This window comes from Streptomyces sp. NPDC107517, assembly GCF_055582645.1.
Genome location: NZ_JBVJPM010000007.1, coordinates 47,529 through 69,296, shown reverse-complemented (window position 1 = coordinate 69,296; position 21,768 = coordinate 47,529). Strand labels below are relative to the sequence as shown.

General features: G+C 72.1%; 18 protein-coding genes. 9 read left to right on the top strand and 9 right to left on the bottom strand.

The window, feature by feature from the left end:
* On the bottom strand, positions 1–530 hold a 530-nt coding region (locus ACZ67T_RS18225), incomplete at its 3' end, for a hypothetical protein (RefSeq protein ID WP_469985120.1).
* A gap of 684 nt (positions 531–1,214) precedes the next feature.
* On the opposite strand from ACZ67T_RS18225, the gene ACZ67T_RS18220 reads away from it, so the two are divergent.
* Positions 1,215–2,606, top strand: coding sequence for an MFS transporter (locus ACZ67T_RS18220; RefSeq protein WP_469985118.1), 1,392 nt, complete (start codon positions 1,215–1,217; stop codon positions 2,604–2,606).
* 109 nt (positions 2,607–2,715) lie between these two features.
* Here the strand turns inward: ACZ67T_RS18220 and ACZ67T_RS18215 are convergent, their stop codons facing one another.
* The 4 genes from ACZ67T_RS18215 to lnt form a co-directional block, all read right to left on the bottom strand.
* Complete coding sequence (locus tag ACZ67T_RS18215) at positions 2,716–4,659, bottom strand: helix-turn-helix domain-containing protein (protein ID WP_469985116.1); 1,944 nt, start codon at positions 4,657–4,659, stop codon at positions 2,716–2,718.
* Positions 4,660–4,749: 90 nt separating this feature from the next.
* Positions 4,750–5,541, bottom strand: coding sequence for a 3-hydroxybutyrate dehydrogenase (locus ACZ67T_RS18210; RefSeq protein ID WP_469985115.1), 792 nt, complete (start codon positions 5,539–5,541; stop codon positions 4,750–4,752).
* Positions 5,542–5,596: 55 nt separating this feature from the next.
* Positions 5,597–6,076 (bottom strand): NUDIX hydrolase, encoded by a 480-nt coding sequence (locus ACZ67T_RS18205; RefSeq protein WP_469985114.1) that lies wholly within the window; start codon positions 6,074–6,076, stop codon positions 5,597–5,599.
* 10 nt (positions 6,077–6,086) lie between these two features.
* Positions 6,087–7,685 (bottom strand): apolipoprotein N-acyltransferase, encoded by a 1,599-nt coding sequence (gene lnt, locus ACZ67T_RS18200; protein WP_469985113.1) that lies wholly within the window; start codon positions 7,683–7,685, stop codon positions 6,087–6,089.
* 224 nt (positions 7,686–7,909) lie between these two features.
* Between lnt and ACZ67T_RS18195 the strand changes: the two genes are divergently transcribed.
* Complete coding sequence (locus ACZ67T_RS18195) at positions 7,910–8,980, top strand: O-antigen ligase family protein (RefSeq protein WP_469985516.1); 1,071 nt, start codon at positions 7,910–7,912, stop codon at positions 8,978–8,980.
* Between the two features lie 14 nt (positions 8,981–8,994).
* Here ACZ67T_RS18195 and ACZ67T_RS18190 read toward each other — a convergent pair whose 3' ends face one another.
* Both ACZ67T_RS18190 and ACZ67T_RS18185 read right to left on the bottom strand, forming a co-directional pair.
* Positions 8,995–9,546 (bottom strand): hypothetical protein, encoded by a 552-nt coding sequence (locus tag ACZ67T_RS18190; protein WP_469985515.1) that lies wholly within the window; start codon positions 9,544–9,546, stop codon positions 8,995–8,997.
* Positions 9,547–9,651: 105 nt separating this feature from the next.
* On the bottom strand, positions 9,652–10,440 hold the full coding sequence (locus tag ACZ67T_RS18185) for a glutamate racemase (RefSeq protein ID WP_469985111.1): 789 nt from the start codon (positions 10,438–10,440) through the stop codon (positions 9,652–9,654).
* Positions 10,441–10,498: 58 nt separating this feature from the next.
* On the opposite strand from ACZ67T_RS18185, the gene ACZ67T_RS18180 reads away from it, so the two are divergent.
* On the top strand, positions 10,499–11,674 hold the full coding sequence (locus ACZ67T_RS18180) for a glycosyltransferase (RefSeq protein WP_469985109.1): 1,176 nt from the start codon (positions 10,499–10,501) through the stop codon (positions 11,672–11,674).
* 12 nt (positions 11,675–11,686) lie between these two features.
* Here ACZ67T_RS18180 and ACZ67T_RS18175 read toward each other — a convergent pair whose 3' ends face one another.
* On the bottom strand, positions 11,687–12,976 hold the full coding sequence (locus ACZ67T_RS18175) for a TerD family protein (RefSeq protein WP_469985107.1): 1,290 nt from the start codon (positions 12,974–12,976) through the stop codon (positions 11,687–11,689).
* A 259-nt stretch (positions 12,977–13,235) separates the two neighbouring features.
* On the opposite strand from ACZ67T_RS18175, the gene ACZ67T_RS18170 reads away from it, so the two are divergent.
* The 4 genes from ACZ67T_RS18170 to ACZ67T_RS18155 all read left to right on the top strand — a co-directional run bounded on the left by ACZ67T_RS18170 (position 13,236) and on the right by ACZ67T_RS18155 (position 17,848).
* Entirely contained in the window at positions 13,236–13,673 is a 438-nt protein-coding gene (locus ACZ67T_RS18170) for a DUF6643 family protein (RefSeq protein WP_469985106.1), read from the top strand.
* Positions 13,674–13,718: 45 nt separating this feature from the next.
* Positions 13,719–14,543, top strand: coding sequence for an MOSC domain-containing protein (locus ACZ67T_RS18165; protein ID WP_469985104.1), 825 nt, complete (start codon positions 13,719–13,721; stop codon positions 14,541–14,543).
* Between the two features lie 169 nt (positions 14,544–14,712).
* Positions 14,713–15,327, top strand: a complete 615-nt coding sequence (locus ACZ67T_RS18160; protein WP_469985103.1) for an Rv1733c family protein — start codon at positions 14,713–14,715, stop codon at positions 15,325–15,327.
* Positions 15,328–15,442: 115 nt separating this feature from the next.
* The gene (locus tag ACZ67T_RS18155) at positions 15,443–17,848 is read left to right on the top strand and encodes a right-handed parallel beta-helix repeat-containing protein (RefSeq protein WP_469985102.1); all 2,406 of its coding nucleotides are present in this window, start codon (positions 15,443–15,445) and stop codon (positions 17,846–17,848) included.
* Here the strand turns inward: ACZ67T_RS18155 and ACZ67T_RS18150 are convergent.
* On the bottom strand, positions 17,818–20,157 hold the full coding sequence (locus ACZ67T_RS18150) for a hypothetical protein (RefSeq protein ID WP_469985101.1): 2,340 nt from the start codon (positions 20,155–20,157) through the stop codon (positions 17,818–17,820). The genes ACZ67T_RS18155 and ACZ67T_RS18150 overlap by 31 nt on opposite strands.
* Before the next feature lie 216 nt (positions 20,158–20,373).
* On the opposite strand from ACZ67T_RS18150, the gene ACZ67T_RS18145 reads away from it, so the two are divergent.
* Both ACZ67T_RS18145 and ACZ67T_RS18140 read left to right on the top strand, forming a co-directional pair.
* The gene (locus ACZ67T_RS18145) at positions 20,374–21,201 is read left to right on the top strand and encodes a DeoR/GlpR family DNA-binding transcription regulator (protein ID WP_383094842.1); all 828 of its coding nucleotides are present in this window, start codon (positions 20,374–20,376) and stop codon (positions 21,199–21,201) included.
* Between the two features lie 67 nt (positions 21,202–21,268).
* A complete protein-coding gene (locus tag ACZ67T_RS18140; protein WP_469985099.1) occupies positions 21,269–21,766 on the top strand; it encodes an SRPBCC family protein in 498 nt (165 codons plus the stop codon).
* Positions 21,767–21,768: the final 2 nt, after the last annotated feature.

Genomic DNA, 21,768 nt, shown 5'->3' with positions numbered 1-21,768 from the left:
TAACCACCGTCACCCTTGCCGTGACCACCGTCGCCCTTGCCGTAACCACCCTCGTTCTTGCCGTAACCACCCTCGTGCTTGCCCGAGCCGTGGTCACCCTTGCCCGAGCCGTGATCGTCGCCGCGCTCGTCCGAGTCACCCTTCTCGTTCTCGTCCTTGCTCCAGTCGTCACCCTTCACCATGGAGAGGGCGCCACCACCGGCGTGGACGCCACCACGAGGCTTGCCGTGGCCCGAGCCGTAACCACCGTCACCCTTGCCGTGACCACCGTCGCCCTTGCCGTAACCACCCTCGTTCTTGCCGTAACCACCCTCGTGCTTGCCCGAGCCGTGGTCGCCCTTGCCCGAGCCGTGGTCGCCCTTGCCGGAGCCGTGATCGTCGCCGCGGTTGCTGTCGTTGTCGTGCCCTGTGCTGTAGGAAGAGTCATCGTTGTCCCAGTCGCCTGCGGCGACTGCGTACGCACCGGGAGCAGCCATGGCGAGTGCAGCCGTGGCCGTCGCGGTAGCGAGGAGCATGCGAGCAGAACGCATCGTCGAAGTCCTTCCGCCGCGGCCAGGCCACTGACACTTCGTCAGCTCGACTTACCCGGCCCCGACGTGATAACCGTCGACCACAGGCGCCCCTCTCACCACTCGAACCGCCCGCCCGGCCGATAGCCGTGTCGTCACCCACTCGGCCCCCAATGGATCGACCAGTGGGCTAGTCGGAGATCCTGACCAGGCATTTCACCATAATATTTGCCCGGCTTCCGGCTCGTGGACCGCTTCGCGCACAACCCGATCGGCCCCGACACGACTGCGCGCACCCGGCCCCCCGAACGCACCAACCCGTCCCGCCCCTATCGCTGACGATGGGTCCGATCCGCCCCGCCCCGGCCCCCTGACGCCCAGTCCGATCCGAGCACACCCGATCGCTGACGAAGAGTCTGATCCGCGCCCGCCACGCTCCCTGACGACGGGGCCGATCCGCCGACCCCGATCGCTGACGGTCTGTCTGATCCGCCGGGCTCGGTGACTACGGGGGCCAACAGCCGTCAGGCTGTCGCGACACGCCGACGCGCGCTGAGCTTGACGCTGCTCACCGTCTCCTCATGGTGGCTCCCCGCATAGCACCGACCAAAACTATGGTGCCCCACCACATGTGCCGTTGACCTGCGTCTTTCTACCTTGTGCCGACACGTACCCGTCCCCGCCCAACGCCTGGAAGTGGTCCACATGGCCTCCGCAGCAACCGCTCCCCCACCGCCCGCGAGCCTCCGGCGGATCGTCGCCGCGAGCCTCATCGGCACCACCATCGAGTGGTACGACTTCTTCCTCTACGGCTCCGCCGCCGCGCTCGTCTTCAACAAACTCTTCTTCCCCAACTCCGAGCCGCTCGTAGGAACGCTCCTCTCGTTCCTGACCTACGCCGTCGGGTTCGCCGCAAGGCCGATCGGCGCGCTCGTCTTCGGGCACTTCGGCGACAAGCTGGGCCGCAAGAAACTGCTGGTCCTGAGCCTGCTCATGATGGGCGGGGCGACGTTCGCGATCGGCGTCCTGCCGACGTACGACACGGTCGGCATGGCCGCTCCGGTACTGCTCACCGTGCTGCGCCTCGTCCAGGGCTTCGCGCTGGGTGGCGAGTGGGGCGGAGCTGTGCTTCTCGTCTCCGAGCACGGGGACGCCGAGCGGCGCGGCTTCTGGGCCTCCTGGCCGCAGACCGGAGCGCCCGCGGGACAACTGCTCGCCACCGGCGTGCTCTCCCTGCTCACCGCGCTCATCTCGGACTCCGCCTTCACCTCCTGGGGCTGGCGCATCCCGTTCCTGCTGTCCGGTGTCCTCGTCATGGTCGGTCTGTGGATCCGGCTCTCCGTCGATGAGTCACCTGTCTTCAAGGAGGCGCTGGCCCGGGCCGAGGCACGCAAGGCCGAGCAGGGCGGCGCGAGCGAGAAGACGCCGCTCGTCGCCGTACTGCGCCACCACTGGCGCGACGTCCTCGTCGCCATCGGGGCGCGCATGGCCGAGAACATCAGCTACTACGTCATCACCGCCTTCATCCTCGTGTACGCCACCATGTCGGCCGGCGTCTCCAAGCAGACCGCGCTGAACGCCGTACTCATCGCGTCCGCCGTACACTTCGCGGCCATCCCGGCCTGGGGCGCGCTCTCCGACCGGGTCGGGCGCAGGCCGGTGTACCTGCTCGGGGCCGCGGGCGTGGGCCTGTGGATGTTCCCGTTCTTCTCGCTCATCGACACCGGCGGCTTCGGGAATCTGATCCTCGCCGTGACCGTGGGCCTCGTACTGCACGGGGCGATGTACGCACCGCAGGCGGCCTTCTTCTCCGAGATGTTCGCGACCCGGATGCGCTACTCAGGTGCTTCCATCGGCGCGCAGTTCGCCTCGGTCGCCGCCGGAGCACCCGCGCCGCTCATCGCCACGGCGCTCCTCACGGACTACGACAGCTCCACTCCGATCGCCCTGTACGTGATCGCCGCCGCCCTCGTGACGCTCATCGCCGTGGGCGTCGCGAAGGAGACCCGGCACCGCGACCTGGCCCACGTCGAGGAGGACAGCTCCGCCGGCGAGCAGGCCGCCGCGGCCCGCACGGCGGACGCCCGCCCCGTCTGACCCGGTCACCGCTCCCCCGGCCCCCGTACGCACCACCGCGTACGGGGGCCTCGCCGTCAGCGAGGCGCGGCGCACGACACGCAGCACCCAGCTCACCACGCCCCGGCCGTCAGCCCGATATCGCCCCGGCCAACCGGTGGAGCCGCAAAGCGAGTTGGATCTCAAGGGCACGCGCGGGCGACTGCCAGTCCGGGCCGAGCAGGCGCCCTATGCGTTCCAGGCGCTGTGCCACCGTGTTCACGTGTACATGCAGCGCGTCCTTGGTGCGGGCGGGACTCATGCCCGAGGCGAAGTAGGCGTCGAGCGTGCGCACGAGGTCGGTCCCCCTGCGCTGGTCGTACATCACGACCTCGCCCATGGTGCGTTCGACGAATCCGGAGATGTCCCGGCTCTCCGCGAGGAGCAGGCCGAGGAAGCCGAAGTCCTCCGCGGCGGCGCCCTCCCCGGCTCTGCCGAGCAGGCGCAGGGCGTCCAGGCAGCGCTGCCCCTCCGCGTACGCGGCGGCGACGGTGTCGGTGCGGGTGGTCAGGTCCTCCACGGGCGCCGACGCGCCGACGGTGACCTGCTCGTGGACCGCGGCGGAGAGGTGCTTGGCGGTGCGGCGGGCGAGGTCGGAGGCACGGTCCCCGGTTCCCAGGGGAAGCAGCAGGACCGTACCCCCGTCACGCGCGGCGGCGAGCCCGTGCCGGGTGGCGGCGACGTGGGACGCGGCGGACCACAGGCGGCGCCGGGCGGCGGCCTCCTGTTCGGCGTCGGAGCCCGGGGTCTCCAGGCGCGCGGCCAGGACCACATGGGTGGCGTCCAGGTCGGCGTGCAGCCGCGCGGCGCGCTCCCGCAGCAGTCGCGGATCTCTGTCCCGCGCGTCGAGCAGGTCGTCCAACAGCTCGCCCCGTACACGCTGTTCCGCCTCGGAGGCGGAGCGCCGGGCGAGGAGCAGGAGCGAGGTGACCATGGCGGCCCGTTCCAGAGTGCGCTGGTCGACGGGGTCGAGCCCCGGGTGGCCGCGCAGGACGAGTGCGCCGAGGAGCTCACCGCCCGCCGCGACGGCGGCGACCCAGTCGTCCCCGTCCCGCACGGCGTGCCCGTCGGCGCGGGAGGCGTCGAGGGGTTTGTCGGGGGCGGTGACCGCGTCGGCGAACTCCACTGTCCCGTCGAGGACTTGGGAGACGGCGGCCGCCACGTCGTGAACCCCGCCGCCCCTCAGGACGAGTTCGGCGAGGCGGTCGTGGACGTCGGACGCGCGCTCGATGACGTCGCCGCGGTCCCGGATGATCTCGTTGGCGTGCTCCAGTTCGCCGAGCGCCTCCCGGGTCTCCGAGAGGAGGTTCGCGGTGTCGATGGCGGCCGCGGCGAGCGCCGCGAAGGAGCCGAGCAGCGCGATCTGCTCCCTCTCGAAGACCCGCGCGCGCCGGTCGGCGGCGAACAGCACGCCGATGACATGGGGGCCGAGCATCAACGGCACCCCGAGAATCGCGACGAGGCCCTCGTCGTGGACTCCGGTGTCGATGGTGCGCGTGTGCTTGAAGCGGATGTCCTGCGCGTAGTCCTCGGTGACGTACGGGCGGGCGGTCTGGGCGACGAGTCCGCCGAGCCCCTCGCCCATGCCCAGCCTGAGCTGCTGGAAGCGCGCGGCGACGGAGCCCTCGGTGACCCGCATGTAGGTGTCGCCCCTGGCCGGGTCGTTCAGCGTCAGATAGGCGACGTCCGTGCTGAGGAGGGAGCGGGCGCGCTGCACGATGGCCTGCAGGACGGCGCTCAGGTCGCGCAGGCCGGCGAGGTCGTGGGCGGTCTCGAAGAGCGCGGACAGCTCCGCCTCGCGGCGGCGCCTGCCTTCGAGGTCGGCGCGGACCCGCAGGGCGAGCCCCTTGGCGTGTTCGAGGGCGTCGATCCGCCCCTGCGGCTCGCCCTCGGCGCGAGCGACCAGCACGGGCTGTTCATAGGCGTCGGCGGACGCGCCCCGGGCGAGGAGCTCGAGGAACGGCGCCTCGGCACCCGATGCGGGGCGTTCAGGGCCTGCGGGGCCCGACGGGGACTGTGCTGGATCGTGCGACATGCTCAACAGGATTACCCGCCGTACGGCCGGCCCCGCCAGCCCTGTGGACAACTCATTGGATCAGACAATCGCCGCCACCCGCGAGGGTGATCAATGTGCGGTCCAGCCGCCGTCCAGGACGAGCGACGTCCCGGTGATGAAAGAGGCCTGCGGGCTGCACAGGTACGCGACCGCCTCGGCGACCTCGTCGGGCTCGATGAGCCGCTTGAGCGCGCTGTCCTGGAGCATGACTTCGGCCAGGACCCGCTCCTCGGGGATGCCGTGGGCTGCGGCCTGGTCGGCGATCTGCTTCTCGACCAGCGGCGTGCGGACGTAGGCGGGGTTCACGCAGTTCGAGGTGACACCGTGCGGAGCTCCTTCGAGCGCGGCGGTCTTGGACAGCCCTTCGAGGCCGTGCTTGGCGGCGACGTACGCGGACTTGAACGCGGAGGCGCGCAGGCCGTGCACCGAGGAGAGGTTCACGATGCGGCCCCAGCCCTGCTCGTACATGTGCGGCAGGGCGCCGCGGACCAGGCGGAAGGGTGCCTCCAGCATCACCGTCAGGACGGTGTGGAAGACGTCGGGCGGGAACTCCTCGATGGGGCGCACCAGTTGGATGCCCGCGTTGTTGACCAGGATGTCCGCGCCTGCGGCGCACTCCTCGGCCGCGTCCAGGTCGGTGAGGTCGAGGACGCGCGGCTCGATGCCGCCGGGGGTGGCACCGGCCTGCTCGACCAGCGCGTCGAGGCCCTCCCGGTCACGGTCGACCGCTCTCACCTTGGCCCCGGCCGCGGCGAGCCGCAGCGCGCAGGCGCGGCCGATGCCGCCAGCGGCGCCGGTGACGAGTGCGGTGCGGCCGCCGAGATCGAGCGGCGCGGTGAGGGGTGCGTTGGGCGCGGTCATGCTCCGCACCCTAGGCAGCGCTCGCGCCCCGCCCGATGTGGTCAGCACCCATACTTCAGCGCTCGGACATGGTCTCGAACCATGTCGGCCCGTCGGCGGCCGCCTGCTTGATCCGGAGCACACAGAAGTCCCCCAGCGGCGGCAGCGAGTCCAGCTCGAACCAGCCCACCTCGAGGGACTCGTCGTCGTTGACCCGGGCCTCGCCGCCCGTCGCCCGGCAGCGGAAGGAGATGTCGGTGAACTGGCACTGGTCACCGTTCGGATACGTCACCGGCTTGAGGGTCTTCACCAGCACGACCCGCTCGGGCACGCAGTCGACACCCGTCTCCTCGTACACCTCACGTACGGCGGCCTCGGCGGGCTGCTCACCCGGTTCCGGGATTCCGGCGAGGACCGCCCACATTCCGGTGTCGGCGCGGCGCCCGAGAAGGACCCTGCCGGCGTCGTCGAAGACGACGGCGCTCACGCCGGGCAGCACGAGGAGCTGGTGGCCGACGGTGGCCCGGATCCTGCGGATGAACTCTGGAGTAGCCATGCCCGCGACCCTATCCGGCGGCGGAACCGTTCCGGCGGGAGCGCACCACGGCCCAGCCCAGACCGCCCACGCCGACGGCCACGAGCAGCAGCTCAGGCCATCCGCCCAGGCGCGTGGCGAGGGTCAGCGAGGTCCGCTTGGGCACGTCGGCGACCAGGGTGTCGGCGACGAACATGCCGGTGCGCTGGGCGACGGATCCGTCGGGCCGGATGACCGCGCTGACGCCGCTGGTCACCGGCACCATCACGGCGCGTCCGTGCTCCACCGCGCGCACCCGGTCCATGGCGAGCTGCTGGTAGGTCATCTGGCTGCGGTCGAAGGTGGCGTTGTTGCTGGGCACGGAGAGAATCTGCGCGCCCGCCTCCACCTGGTCGCGCACGACGGAGTCGAACGCGGCCTCGTAGCAGGTCACCGGGCCGATCCTGGTGCCCGCCATGTCGAAGACGACCGGCTTCTTGCCGGCCACGAAGTTGCCCGCGCGGTCGACGTCCTTGCTGAAGATGCGGAAGAAGCTCCGGTAGGGCATGAACTCGCCGAACGGCTGGAGCTGCCGCTTGTCGTAGACGGCGCCCGGGCCCGTCTTCGGGTCCCAGAGGATCTGCCGGTTGCGAGGCGTGCCGTCCTTGGCGGTGACGACGGCGCCGACGGAGATGGGCGCGCCGACGGCCTTGGCCGCCTTGTCGATCTCGGCGTACGCGTCGGCGTTGACGTAGGGGTCGATGTCGGAGGAGTTCTCCGGCCACAGCACGAGGTCGGGCTTCTTGACCTGGCCCGCCTTGATCTTCGTGGCGAGCTTCATCGTCTCCCGTACGTGGTAGTCGAGCACGGCCCGGCGCTGGGAGTTGAAGTCGAGGCCCATGCGCGGCACGTTGCCCTGGATGACGGCCACGCGCGCGGTGCCGTCCTGTGCCGAGGTGGAGACGAGGGAGGCCGCGCCCGCTCCGGCGATCACGGGCGCGACGGTGAACACGGCCGCAACGGCCACACCCCGGTCACGTACACCGCGTACGTCCTTGAGGCGCAGCGCGAGAGCGGTGAGGCCGAAGCCGCACAGGACGACGGCGAACCCCAGGAGCGGGGTGCCGCCCAGCGAGGCGAGCGGCAGGAACAAGCCACTGGGCTGACCGAACGCGACCTTGCCCCAAGGGAAGCCGCCGAACGGGAAACGTGCCCGCAGCGCCTCGTCCGCGATCCACACGCCCGCGGCCCACAGCGGCCACAGCGGCAGCCGCGAGACATAGGCGATGCCGAGACCGGCCAGAGCCATGACCAGCGATTCGGCGAGGGCGAGGGCCAGCCATGGCAGCGGCCCGACGTCGACGCCCGTCCACGACAGGAGCGGCAGCAGGAAGCCGAGGCTCATGAGGAAGCCGAGGCCGAACCCCGCGCGCAGCCGCCGCCCGTACACGGACGCTCCGAAGAGCCCGAGGGCCAGGGGCGCGAGCCACCACAGTTCACGGGGCGGGAAGCCGGCGTACAGCAGCAGTCCGGAGAGCACCGCGGCGGCGGCCGGAGCGATCCGTCGCGGCAGGCGGGCCCGGCGCGAGGCGGGCGCCGACTGCGGATCGAGCTGTTCCGGCTCGTCTACGGAGGTTGCGGTGGCAGTCACTCGGGGAGTGTACGGCGGGTCACCGGCCAGGCGACACGGCGGTCCGCGGGGGTCGTGGCCGCCACGCGGACCACTCCGTGCAGCATCGTTCCTGCGCAACCCGTGCACAAACCGGTGCAACAGCCGTTACGGTGTGCCCGAGTCCTCGAGCAGCGGCCGGATCCGGCCATGTCGCTCGGGGCCCGTCACAGTCGGGGGGCGACGGGGTGGTGGGGACCACGGGGATGTCGTCGGCGGCCGGTCCGTCGACGGAGTACGAGCGGCGCAATGTGGCCGACGCGGTGGGCATCGTCGCGCTCGGGGCGTGCGCCGTCTGGTCGCTGATCACCGCGACCGCCCGCGCGGGCAGGCCCGAGGGCGTGCTGCTCGCGGTGCTGGCTGTCGCGGCGGGCTACGCGTGCGGCCGGATCTCCGGCGCGCTGCTGCCCATGGCGGCGCCCTGTGCGGCGGCCCTCGCGGGACTCGGGCTCGCGCTCGCATCCCCGCACGCGGTGCCCGCGCCCGACACGGGCTCTCCGCTCGGCCGCACCGGCGCGACGGCCGCGCTCCTCGCGCTCTCCACCGGCGGGGCCTGCTGCGCGGCCTGGGCGGCGCGGCGCCTGCCCGTGCGCGCGGCCCTGTTCCTGCTGGCCGGCGGCACCGTCGCGGCGGCCGCCGCCGTCGGATCGATCGCCGGTGTCGCGGCGTGCACGGGCGTGCTGCTGTGCTCCCTCGCCTCGGTCATGATGCGGCACCACAGGGGCCTCGGCCTCGCCGGTCTCGGCGTCGTGACGGGGCTGGTGGCCGGGCTCTGGCTGGCTCTGCTGAAGGGCGGACTGCCCTCGGGACTCACCGCCTCCCTGGAGGGGCAGCTCACGCAGCACCGGATCCTTCTGTGGCAGGACGCGCTGCGCCTGGCCGAGTCCGATCCCGGCCTCGGCAGCGGCCCGGGCCGCTTCGGAGAGCTCAGCCCCACCGTCGGCGAGACGCTGCTGCCCGACGGCAAGCCGCACTCCGCCCCGCTCCAGCAGGCCGCCGAACAGGGACTCGTGGGCGTCTGCCTCCTTGCCGCGGTGTTCTGCTGGCTCCTGTACGTCCTGTGGCGGTCGGCGCGCTCCACGCCGGTGGTCCTGACGGCGGGCGCGGCCCTGACCGCTCTCGCCGGCCTGGCGACGCTCGGCAACGCCTTGAGCTTCACGACCGTCACCGCAGGAGCGGGACTGCTCGCGGGGGTGGCGACGGCGCGGCCCTGGGGCGACGAGCCCCCGGACAGCACGACGGCCGCCCCGGTGCGTGTCCGGGGCGGCCGTGTGTAAGGGTGCGGGTGCCGTCAGACGGCCGGGCCCATCGAGGCCGGCTTGAGCCTGGCGTGAATGGCGCGCACCGCCGACTCGGCGTTGTCCACGGTCACCGTGAACTTCCTGCCGTCGACCATGATCAGAACGACGCCCTCGCCGCGCCGGACGATGACGGCCGTTCCCTGCTCGGGACGCCAGCGGTAGCCCCAGCCGCCCCACTGCCGCGGTGTGACGCTGGGTTCGAACTCGGCTCCCACGACATGGGCGAGCAGGATGCGGCGGCGCGGGACTCCTATGTGGCCGCACCGCACTTCCAGGTAGTCCTTGTCGACCTTCACGGCCACATGGACGAAGGCAAGGGTGCCGAACAGGATCAGGAGACCCGCGGCGATGCAGCCCACCACCGACATCACCAGCGCGACGATCCCGGAAGTCCACTGGGAAGCCACGGCGATCTCGATGCCGAGCGCCAGGCACGCGACGCCGCCCAGCGCTGCCAGCCACTGCACGCGATTGCGTGCGCGGCCTGTCCAGACCTCGGGGGCGACGGAAGCGCGCCGCTCACTACCGGAGTGGTGCCTCATGAAAACGAGACTACTCATGTTCCGCAGTGAAGGCACTGGGCTGCGGAGAGTGATTGCGCAAAGCCCTGGTGCACCTGGGTCATGCCCGAAATGCGGGCCCCGTCGTCACTGTGCGTGGCTGACGATGGCCTGGAGCAGCCTGCCCTCCGCGTACGCGAGGGCGGCGGGCGGCAGCGCGGAGGTGCGGCCGCTGAGGAGGACGGTGAGAGCGCCCTGCGCACCGGTCTCGGCCTCGGGCCCGGCGCCGATCCTGCGCAGCGCCTGCGCGGCGACGGCCCCTGCGCTGCCGTGCAGGGCGAGCGGCGGCATGCCGGGCTGCTGGACCGCGGCGCGGATGCGTTCCGCCACGAGTTCGTAATGGGTGCAGCCCAGGACGACGGCCCTTACATCCCTCGGAGTGAGCGCCGCGGCGGCAGCGATCGTCCTGTCGATGGCGCCCTCGTCGGCGTGCTGCACGGCGTCGGCGAGCCCCGGGCAGGGCACCTCGGTGACCTCCACCCCGTCGGCGAACTCCCGGATCAGCCCCCGCTGGTAGGGGCTACCGGTGGTGGCGGGAGTGGCCCAGATGGCGACGGGTCCGGTGCCGGCGGCGGCCGGCTTGATCGCGGGGACCGTGCCGATGACGGGGATGCCGGGTTCGAGACGGGCCCGCAGCGCCGGCAGGGCGTGGACCGAGGCGGTGTTGCACGCGACGATGAGCGCGTCGGGGCGGTGCTCGGCTGCGGCCTCGGCGACGGCCAGGGCCCGCTCGGTGATGCCCTGCGGGCTACGCGGCCCCCAGGGCATCCCGTCGGGGTCGGAGGAGAGAACGAGCCCGGCGTCGGGCCGCAGGCGCCGTACCGCGGCAGCGGCCGCGATGAGTCCGATTCCCGAGTCCATGAGCGCGATCTTCACCCGGAAACCATAGACGATGGCTCTCACAACGAGCGGGCGGTGGGGCAGACTGCGGCGGATGGACGCCGTTGTGTGGATCTCCGCAGCATCGCTGGCCGCGTGGGTGTGGCTGCTGGCCGGGCAGGGCTTCTTCTGGCGCACGGACCTGCGTCTGCCCCCGCGTAAGGAGCCGGCGAAGTGGCCCTCGGTGTGTGTCGTCGTCCCCGCACGCGACGAGGCGGCGGTCCTCCCGGACAGCCTGCCCTCGCTCCTCGCGCAGGACTATCCCGGGCGGGCCGAGGTCTTCCTGATCGACGACGGCAGCACGGACGGCACCGGAACCCTGGCAAGGGAGCTGGCCCTGCGGCACGGCGGGCTGCCCCTCACGGTCGGCTCACCGGGCGAACCGCCGGCGGGCTGGACCGGCAAGCTGTGGGCGGTGCGCCACGGGATCGGCCTGGCACGCGCGCGTGAGCCCGAATATCTGCTCCTGACCGACGCGGACATCGCGCACGAGCCGGACAGCCTGCGGGAGCTGGTGGCGGCGGCCCGCGCGGGCGGCTTCGACCTCGTCTCGCAGATGGCGCGGCTGCGCGTGGAGAGCGTGTGGGAGCGGCTCGTCGTCCCGGCCTTCGTGTACTTCTTCGCCCAGCTGTACCCGTTCCGCCGGATCGCGCGGAAGGGCTCGCGTACCGCGGCAGCGGCCGGCGGCTGCGTGCTCCTGAGCGCCGGGGCCGCCGAACGCGCCGCGATCCCCGACTCGATCCGGCACGCCGTCATCGACGACGTCGCGCTCGCGCGGGCAGTGAAGGACGCCGGGGGCCACATCTGGCTGGGCCTCGCCGACCGCGTCGACAGCGTCCGCCCGTACCCGCGGCTTGGCGACCTGTGGCGCATGGTGTCGCGCAGCGCCTATGCCCAGCTGCGCCACAACCCGCCGCTCCTCGCCGGGACCGTGGCCGGCCTTGCGCTCGTCTACCTGGCGCCGCCGGTCGCGCTCGTCGCCGGGCTCGCCACGGGACATGGGCTCACCGCGCTGCTCGGCGGGCTCGCCTGGCTGCTCATGACCGCGACGTACGTTCCGATGCTGCGCTACTACGCGCAGCCTCTGTGGCTGGCGCCGCTGCTGCCGGGCACCGCGTTCCTGTACCTCCTCATGACGGTCGACTCCGCGGTGCAGCACTACAGAGGGCGGGGGGCGGCCTGGAAGGGACGTACGTATTCCAGGCCGGACCCCGCGCCGGAGCGGCAGTAGCCGACCTCGGCGCTACTTTCTGCCCGGCGTCCAGTTCATGCCCCACCCGTAGGCGTGGTCGACGGTGCGCTGCGGGCTCACACCGCGCTCGGGCACGAGGTAGCGGGCCTCGCGCTGCACGGTCAGGTCGCCGCCCGTGTTCGTGATGAGCGCGAGGGCGCACACCGTCGACGGCACGGTGCACTCGTCCAGGGAGAAGTCGACGGCCGCGCCGAACTGGGGCTGGAGCGTGACGGTCGCGTGCAGGTCCGCGAAACTGCGGGCGCCTTCGTAGATCGTGACGAAGACGAGGATGCGCCGCAGGTCCTTCAGGTGGTCGAGGTTGATCGTCAGGTTCTCGCCGCTGGAGACGGAGCCGGTGCGATCGTCGCCGTCGAGGTGGATGTACGGCGGCCGGTTCAGGGCGCCGAACGCGTTGCCCAGGGCCTGGACAACGCCCTTGCGCCCGTCGGTGAGTTCATAGAGGGCGCACAGGTCCAGGTCGAGGTCCGCGTGCTGCGCGACGGCGCGGCCCAGCTTGCTGCCCCACCCCTTGAACTGCTTGCGCACCTCCCAGTTGAGGTTCACGCGCATCGAGCCCGACGTGCCGCCCTGCTTGGCAAGGGAGACGGACGGCGCCGCCTTGGTGAGCGTCACCTTCGTGAGGCGGACGGGCTGCTGCGGGGGTGCGGTCGGCGGCTGAGGCGGAGGCGGCGGCGCGGTGACCGGGGCCGCGACGGGCGCTGCGGGGGCGGGCGTGACCGCGGGCGCGGGCGTCGGTGCGGGCGCGGGTGTCTGGGGTTCGTCGACCGTGATCCCGTAGTCGGTGGCCAGGCCCGCCAGGCCGCTGCCGTATCCCTGGCCGACGGCGCGGAACTTCCAGGCGCCCTGGCGCCGGTAGAGCTCGCCGAGGACGAAGGCGGTCTCCACGCTCGCGTCGGCGCTGTCGTAGCGCGCGATCTCGGCGCCGTTCGCCGCATCGAGGACTCTGATGTACAACCCGGGGACCTGCCCGAACGTGCCGCCGTCCGACGACGCGGCGAGCACCACGTTCTCGATCGCGGGCTCCACGCGCGCGAGGTCGACCGAGATCGTGTCGGTCACCTGGCCGTCCGCGCTCCGCTTGCCCTCGTGACGGACCGCCCCCGAGGCGTGTGCCGGCTGGTTGTAAAAGACGAAGTCCGCGTCCGAGCGGACCTTTCCGGAGACGAGCAACAGCGCGGAGGCGTCCGCGTCGGGCACCCCCGCACCTGAACGCCACCCCAATTCGATCCGCACGGCCGGCGCCGCCACGACGACATTCGAACCTTTAGACATTGGCATGTCCGCCCCCAACAGAGATCTCCGGCTTCCTGGTCAACCTATTCCCCGCGACCGAAAGCGGCACAGAGGCAGGCGTTCGATGATCACTGGCCAACCGCCGGTAACCCTTCGGAACTCGCCTTTACACGATCCGAACGCTGAACGACGACCGATTTTGCCAAGTTCGCTCGCATTGGGGATCTCCAGTCACTGCCGACACGCAAAACAACCCTCTTATCGGTCTCCCCAACCAGCACATCGTGGGCTTAACTTATGTGCCATGACCTCCCCCCGCTCCACCTATGGCGGCGGTTACTACTCCGCGCCGTCCTTCCCGGACACTCCGATCTACGACTCCCTCGTCGCAGAGCGGGGCACACCCCAGATCGCCCCGATCCGGGTTCCTGCCATGTACGACACCGGCAGTCATCTGCCCGCGCTCCCGTCCGCGCTTCCCGCGCTGCCGGCCGCGCCCTCCGCTCCCATGCCGCAGTACGGTTACGGGACCCCGCAGCAGGCGCCGCTCCAGCACGCGCCGGCGCCGTACATCCCGCAACAGGCCTCCGGGCCCCGCGGCTACGCCGGCATGCAGCAGCCGCAACAACAGCAGCAGCGCCCCGCGCCCGGCACCGGCTACGAGGCCATGCGCCCCGCGGCACCCCGCCCCGCCGCGCCCTACGAGGATCCGTACAACCGTCAGCAGTACCGCGGTTACTGACCTTCCGGACATGGGGCTGTCCGTGCCGGCTGGCAGGATGGCCCCATGTCGCATGCCTCGCTCCATTCGATTCACATACACCCACTGAAGTCGGTTCGGGGGCACGCGCCGCGCGAGGCGGCCGTGGAACCGTGGGGTCTTGCAGGAGACCGCCGGTGGGTGCTCATCGACGCCTCGGGCAAGGTCGTCACCCAGCGCCAGCACCCGCGTCTCGCGCTCACTTCGGCCGAGACCCCGGACGGCGACGCTCTGCGCATGTCTGCGCCCGGCCGCGCTCCGCTGACCGTGCAGGTGCCCCGGCCCGCCGGGACGACCACGGTGAACATCTTCGGGGACAAGGTCGAGGCAGTTCCGGCCGACGGCGCGGCGCACGCCTGGTGGAGCGCTCACCTCGAGGCCGACGTACGGCTCGTCCACCTCGACGACCCGGCGACGCGGCGCCCCATCGACCCCGAGTACGCGAAGCCCGGCGAGACGGTCAGCTTCGCCGACGGGTATCCGTTGCTGCTCACCACCCTGTCCTCCTTGGACGCCCTCAACTCCCTCATCGCACAGGGCGATCACGCGGACGAGGGCCCGCTGCCCATGAACCGCTTCCGGCCGAACGTCGTGGTGGACGGCACCGCGCCCTGGGCGGAGGACGACTGGTCACGCATCTCGATCGGCGACGTCACGTTCCGTATCACCAAGAAGAGCGGCCGCTGCGTGGTGACCACCACGAACCAGTCGACTTCGGAGCGTGGCAAGGAGCCGCTGCGGACGCTCGCACGCCACCGCCGCTTCGGTGACCAGCTGTGCTTCGGGACGAACCTGGTCCCGGAGACGACCGGGACGGTCCGGATCGGTGACTCGATCACGATCCTGGGCTGACGCGTGGCCGCGAGGGGAACCCCGCGCCGGAACACGGTCGTTGGAGCACAATGGAGAGACAAAGACGGGGACAGGCGGAGAGCTTCGTGGAGTGGGGTGATTTCGCTCTCTCTTCGCCGCACCTGCGCGTGAGCAGTGCCGTTCACGGTTAAGACGGAGGCGGAAGGGGGTGCTGGCTGTGCGGGCAATCGCCGGACTCTGGCGCTGGCGGCACAATCCGCTGCGCCGCGCGACCGACCTCGCCGAGGCCTGGGTCGCGCTGGTGGCGCTGCTGCTGATCATCGTGGTCGCACCGCTCGTCGGCGTCGCGACGGGGTCCCTCGCGCAGGGCGCCCTGATGCAGTCCGTGCAGGAGCAGCGCAAGGACCGCCGGGAAGTACCGGCGACGGTCGTACGGAAGCTGCCCCAGCCGCCGCTGGACCCCGACCCCGAGACGTCCACGGCGAGAGACGCGCACAGCAGGGTCGTCGCCGACTGGAAGGGACCTGACGGCGTCAAGCACACCGGCCGCGTCCTGTCGAGCCTCAAGACCCCGCATCCGGGCGACCGGTTCACGCTGTGGGTCGATGCCACGGGTCAGGTCGCCGCCCGCCCGCTGGACAACGCGACGGCGACAACACACGCCGTGCTGGCCGGATTCGGGACCGCGGCGGGCGTGGCGGGGCTCGTCGAGGGTGTCCGGCGCCTGGTCGTGTGGCGCATGGTGCGCCTCCGGTACGACCGTTGGGACCGCGCCTGGGACAAGGCGGGCCCGGACTGGGGCAGGACAGGGACCGGCAGCTGAGCGGCCTTCCGCTCCGGTCAACTCCCGTCCTTCGCGCACGCTACGGTGGACCCACCTTCGCCGCGGGGATCGCAGCGAGGACCCGCGTACGACGAGGTGGGGGCAGTACAAAGCCATGGCACAGGGCACGGTCCAGGTGACGCACACCGGCACGTCGCGGTGGCGGCGCCGCACTGGGGAGTACGGATCGCTCGCCGCGGCACTGGAGGCCGCGGGTGACGGCGACGTGCTGACCGTGGCGTCGGGCACGTACAGGGAGAACCTCGTCGTGGAGCGCGCGGTGACGCTGCGCGGCCCGGAGGGCTCGCCCGGGTCCGTGCGGATCGCCCCGGTCGACGGGGTGCCGCTCACGGTGCGCGCGTCCGCGACCGTCATCGACCTGCATGTCGAGGGGCAGGACTCGGCCGCCCCGGCACTCCTGGTGGAGGAAGGCGCTCCGGAGCTCTGCGATCTGCGGATCGTCACGCGCTCGGCGGCCGGCATAGAGGTGCGGGGCGGCGCGCGGCCCACCGTGCGGCGCTGCACCGTCGACAACCCCGGAGGCATCGGCATCGCCGTGCTCGACGGCGGGGGCGGTGTCTTCGAGGAGTGCGAGGTCGTCTCGGCGGGCCAGGCCGGAGTCGCCGTACGCGGCGGCGCGCACCCCCGCCTGGAGCGCTGCCGGGTGCATCACGCGTCGGGTTCCGGACTGTCCGTCACCGGCGAGCACAGCGGCCTGGAGGCCGTCGGCTGCGAGGTGTACGAGGTCAAGGGCACCGGCGTGCAGATCACCGGGCGCGCCACGGCGCACCTCACGGACTGCGATGTGCACCGCACCACGGCGGACGGTGTCACGCTCGACACGGACGCGGTGCTCACCCTCTCCGACTGCCGTATCCACGAGATCCCGGAGAACGCGATCGACCTGCGCTCGCGATCGGTTCTGACGCTGACCCGCTCGACGGTGCGCCGGTTCGGGCGCAACGGCCTGTCCGTGTGGGACCCGGGCACGCGCGTGGACGCCAATCAGTGCGAGATCCACGACAGTACGGGCGACTATCCGGCGGTGTGGGTGAGCGACGGCGCGACCGCCGTGCTCGACGCGTGCCGGGTGCACGACGTGCCGGACGCCCTGTTCGTCCTCGACCGCGGCTCCCGCGTGGACGTCGTCGACAGCGATCTCTCCCAAGTCCGCAACACGGCCGTGTCGGTGAGCGACGGCGCCACGGCCCAGCTGGACGACTGCCGGATCCGGGAGACCGCGACGGGTGCCTGGTTCCGTGATCACGGGAGTGGCGGCACCCTCGCCAACTGCACGGTGGACGCCGTCCAGACCGGCGTGATCGTCACCAAGGGCGCCGATCCGACGATCGAGCGCTGCACGGTCACCTCCCCCGCCGAGGCCGGCTTCTACGTGTCGGCCGGGGGCCGGGGCAGCTTCCACGGCTGCCGGGTGACCGGCAGCGAGGGCTACGGCTTCCACATCATCGACGGCTGCCGCACGACGCTCAAGAAGTGCCGTACGGAACGGTGTTCGCGCGGTGGTTACGAATTCGCCGAGGACGGTCCCGTCGTCGAGGACTGCACCAGCGACGAGAGCGGCGGGGTGCGCTCCGCGGGGCAGGCCGCTCCGGCGCCGGGCGTCCAGAAGGCCACGCAGACCGTGGGTCTGCTCAGCTCCCTGCCCGACCAGCGTGCGGCGGCACCCGAGACAGAGGCGCCGGACAGGACGCGTACGCCGACCGACGTCCTCGGTGAACTCGACACCCTGGTGGGCCTGGAGAGCGTCAAGCGCGAGGTGCGCGCCCTGACGGACATGATCGAGGTGGGCCGGCGCCGGCAGCAGGCGGGCCTCAAGGCGGCTTCCGTCAGGCGGCACCTGGTGTTCACGGGCTCCCCCGGCACCGGCAAGACGACCGTGGCTCGCCTGTACGGGGAGATCCTCGCCTCGCTCGGTGTCCTGGAGAAGGGCCATCTCGTCGAGGTGTCCCGGGTCGACCTGGTCGGCGAGCACATCGGTTCGACCGCCATCCGCACGCAGGAGGCCTTTCAGCGGGCCACCGGCGGCGTGCTGTTCATCGACGAGGCCTACGCCCTGTCCCCCGAGGACTCCGGCCGTGACTTCGGGCGTGAGGCGATCGACACGCTGGTGAAGCTGATGGAGGACCAGCGCGACTCCGTCGTGGTGATCGTCGCTGGCTACACCGCGGAGATGGAGCGCTTCCTCTCGGTCAACCCCGGTGTGGCGTCCCGTTTCTCACGGACCATCACATTCTCCGACTACGCGCCCGAAGAGCTGCTGAGGATCGTGGAGCAGCAGGCCGACGAGCACGAGTACCGGCTCGGCGAGGGCGCGTCCGAAGCCCTCCTGAAGCACTTCACGGCGCTCCCGAAGGGACCGGCCTTCGGCAACGGCCGCACCGCGCGGCAGACCTTCGAGTCGATGGTCGAGCGCCACGCGGGCCGGGTCGCCCAGCTCGCCGAGCCGAGCACGGACGACCTGACCCTGCTCTACGAGGACGACCTGCCCGAGCTGCCCTGAGGCGCGGCGGGCTCGCCGTCCGGGCGTGGCCCCGGTACTTCCGGGCGCAGCCTGGCGAGGAGGCGGGCCCGTTCCTCGGCGAAGACGGGATCGGCCTGGTAGTCGGAGTGGCCCAGGATCGGTGCGGGCAGCGGGTGTTGCTCGGTTCGGCCGTAGGCGAGGGGGTCCTTCAGCGCCGGGTGGTCGACCTGGGGGCCGTCCTCGCCGGGCAGCCGGACGGGGCCGCCGATCGGGTCGGTGGTGCGGTGCAGGTTGCGCCAGCAGTCGACCTGACGGTGCAGGGCGCCGAGCGCGGCGGGGCCGAAGTGGGCCGGGAACCAGCGCCCGTAGAGCCGCTCGAGAGGCGAGCCGTAGGTGAGCAGGGCGACGCGTCGGCGGACCGTGGGGTGCAGCTGCCAGGCGGCCGCGGCGGCGAGGACGCTGCCCTGGGAGTGCCCCGACAGGACGAGGCGGCCGCCCGTGGTGCGGGTCCAGGTGGCCATGCGCCAGGTCAGGTCGGGCACGGCGCGCTCCGCGTAGCAGGGCGGCGCGAAGGGGTGCGCGGCGCGCGGCCAGAACGTGCCGACGTCCCACAGGATGCCGATCGTGCGGCGGGCCGACGCGTCGCGGTAGGCGCGCCTTCCCCAGGTGACGAAGAGGATGAAGCCGAGGCCGATGAGCCAGGAGCCCATCGCCTGTGCGGTCTGCGCGGCGCCTTCCACGATGTCGTACGTGCCCTGTGCCGCCCGGCCGGGGACCTGGTGGGTCGCCCACGCGCCGGTGAGGGCTCCCGCGCCGAGGAGGAGAGTGACCGTGGAGACCACGCCGATGATCATGGGCGCCTGGTCGGTGAGGGCGGCACGCGCGCGCGTGCCCGCGATGCGGCTGGTGCGGGCGGCGTCCTCGGGCTCCCCCGGGTAGTCGGTCGCGACAGCGGCCGTCTCGCGGCGCTTGAGCCGCATGGTGCGCTGGGCGAGGACGGCGCACACCACGGCGACGACGATCAGCAGCGGCGGGATCACGGAGGCCTGCCAGGACAGCAGGACGGGCGGCCCCTCGATGGTGCCGCCGGCGCCCGGCGTGCCGGAGCCGTCCAGCCAGTCGGCGACGCGCTGGGACACTCCCCCGGACATCACACCGCCCAGGGCGCAGGCGAGCATCGCGGTCGCGGGTCCGCCGAGACCGCGCAGGGCCGTGCGGGAGTCGCGGGTACGGCGGTGGATGGCGTGGGCGACAACGGCGAGCACCACGATCACGGCGCCCTGGACGAGGACGATCCCGCCGAACGTCGCGTCTCCGGGCAGGCGCCCGTGCGAGCGCCACTCGGGGCGCGCCCAGCCGGCGTACAGGAACGTGAGCACCAGGAGGGCGAGGGCGGCCGCGGGCAGGAGGCGGACGAGGGTCCGGTCGAGGGTGTGGTCGACCGTGTTCTCGCTGCGGCCCCTGCGGCACACCACCCAGACGACGACGGCGGCGCCCACGACGAGCGCGCCGTCGAGGATCCGGCCGAGCACGTCGAGGAGGACGGGGCCGCCGCTCCCGCGGTCGAAGCGGGCTGCCGAGGTGCCGACGGCGGCCGCCACCGTGAGCAGGCCCGCGGCGGTGTGCGCGGCACGCAGCCGGGCGACAAGACGGCGGCCGTACCAGAACCCCGGCCGGCCGAGCGCGTTGGTCGGGGCCTCCTCCTCCGGGTCGGGCTGGTGGGGCAGCGGCTGCTGGGACTCGTATGCGCCCCAGGTGCGCTGGGAGAGGTACCAGAGGAGTCCGGTGAGGGCGGCAGGGACGAGGGCGGCGAGGGCGAGGCGGCGGCCGGGCTGGCTCCACCAGCCGCCGTGTCCGTGCGCGTCGACCGACAGGAAGCCGAGCCAGGAGCGCCCCTCGGCGCACGCGGGCGTGCCCGCGCACTGCCAGGCCACCAGGTCGAGCGCCACCTCGCAGGCGGCGGCGACCAGGAGGACGGTGAGGCTGAGGCCGACGAGGCGCACCAGGAGTCCGTAGGCGCGAACGGTCCGCGTGCGGCGGTGGGCGTTGGGGCGCATCCAGTGGGCGAGGTTGACCACCATGAACGGCAGGAGCAGCAGCCATAAGGCGCGCGAGCCGTTGCCGGACGTGAGGTTGCACCAGACGTACGCCTCGGGGACGGGCTTGCCCCGGTAGTCGTCGGGGCGTTGCTCCGCGTCGGCGTCGTCGGCGCGGCGGTAGACCGCGGCCGTGTCGTCGCCGGAGACCCGGACCGTGCGCGGGTCGCCCAGCATCGCCTCGGGGGTGGTGCCCCCTACGCCGTGGACCAGAAGTTCGAGGGCGGTCTCGTCCGCCGTGTCACGCTCCACCGTTCAGCATCCCCCGTTTGACGTGCGCGTGTGGTGCCGGAATCAGAATCCCCGCTCACGCCCGCGCTACGCATCCCTCGTCACCGAATCTCCCCCATCCGTGCCACCGCGCGCCACACTGCCCGCGCGAGCGGGCAGTGGTCCCTCTGTCTGTGGGGCGTGCGAGGATGTGGCGACCGTGGACGGCTGTGACGAGGCGAAGGGATCCGACAGGACGTGAGCGAGAATCAGAACCTCCTCGCGGAGCAGCGCCGGGCCTTGATCCTCGACGAGGTCAGGCGCCGTGGCGGCGTCAGGGTCAACGAGCTCACTCGCAAGCTGGGCGTCTCCGACATGACGGTCCGCCGTGATCTCGACGCGCTCGCCCGGCAGGGCGTCCTGGAGAAGGTGCACGGCGGCGCGGTCCCCGTGGAGGAGGCAAGCACGCACGAGCCGGGCTTCGAGGCGAAGTCGGGTCTGGAGCTCAGCGCCAAGGAGGACATCGCGCGGACCGCCGCGGCCCTGGCGGCTCCGGGCACGGCCATCGCGCTGTCCGGCGGCACCACGACGTATGCGCTGGCCCACCACCTCCTTGACGTGCCGGACCTGACCGTGGTGACCAACTCGGTGCGCGTGGCGGACGTGTTCCACGGTGCGCAGCGCTCGTCGGGACAGCGGCAGGGCGCGGCGACCGTGGTTCTCACCGGCGGCGTGCGAACGCCTTCCGATTCTCTGGTGGGGCCGGTCGCGGACCAGGCCATCGCGGCGCTCCACTTCGACGTGCTGTTCCTCGGTGTGCACGGCATATCGCTGGAGGCCGGCCTGTCGACGCCGAACCTGGCTGAGGCGGAGACGAACCGGCGCCTCGTGCAGTCCGCGCGCCGGGTCGTCGTGGTCGCCGACCACACCAAGTGGGGGACGGTGGGCCTGAGTTCGTTCGCCTCGCTCGACCAGGTGGACACACTCGTGACGGACGCGGGGCTGCCCGCGGACGCGCGCGCGGAGATCTCGGAGGAGCTGCGGCTCGTCATCGCGGGCGAGCCCGGAACAGGTACAGACATCTGACGGTTCGCCAGCTATGGTGACCTCTTGCCCGGTCAACCGCCCGATTCCGCTTGGGGGCTGAACGTCCATGGCACGCCGACTGAAGCCCGTGGGGCTCGAGTTCACCGAGTCCGCGCCGCTGCGCCTGGTCTTCGCCCGTGAGGTGTCCGCACCTCCGCAGGCGGTGTTCCGGGCGCTCTGCGAAGACGTGACGGGCTGGCCCGAGTGGTTCTCCGCCGTGACGCTCGCCCGCCCGACGGACGGCGGCGCGGGGCGCGAGGTGCGGCTCAGGGGCGGTACGCGCATGCGGGAGTCCATCCTCGCCGCCGAGCCCGACACGGTGTACGCGTACCGGGTGGACGAGACCAACGCGCCGGGGATACGTGCCCTGGTCGAGGAGTGGCGGCTCACGCCGTCGGGTGTCGGCGGGACGCGGGTGCAGTGGACGTTCGCCGCGGACGGCGCCGCCGCTTTCCGGGTGGCTCTGCGGCTCGGCCGGGCCGGACTCGGCCGGGCGTTCCGTGACGCGGTGGCCGCGCTCGACCGCAGGATCGCCGCGAACTCCCGTGATTCCAAGGCGAGTTGAGG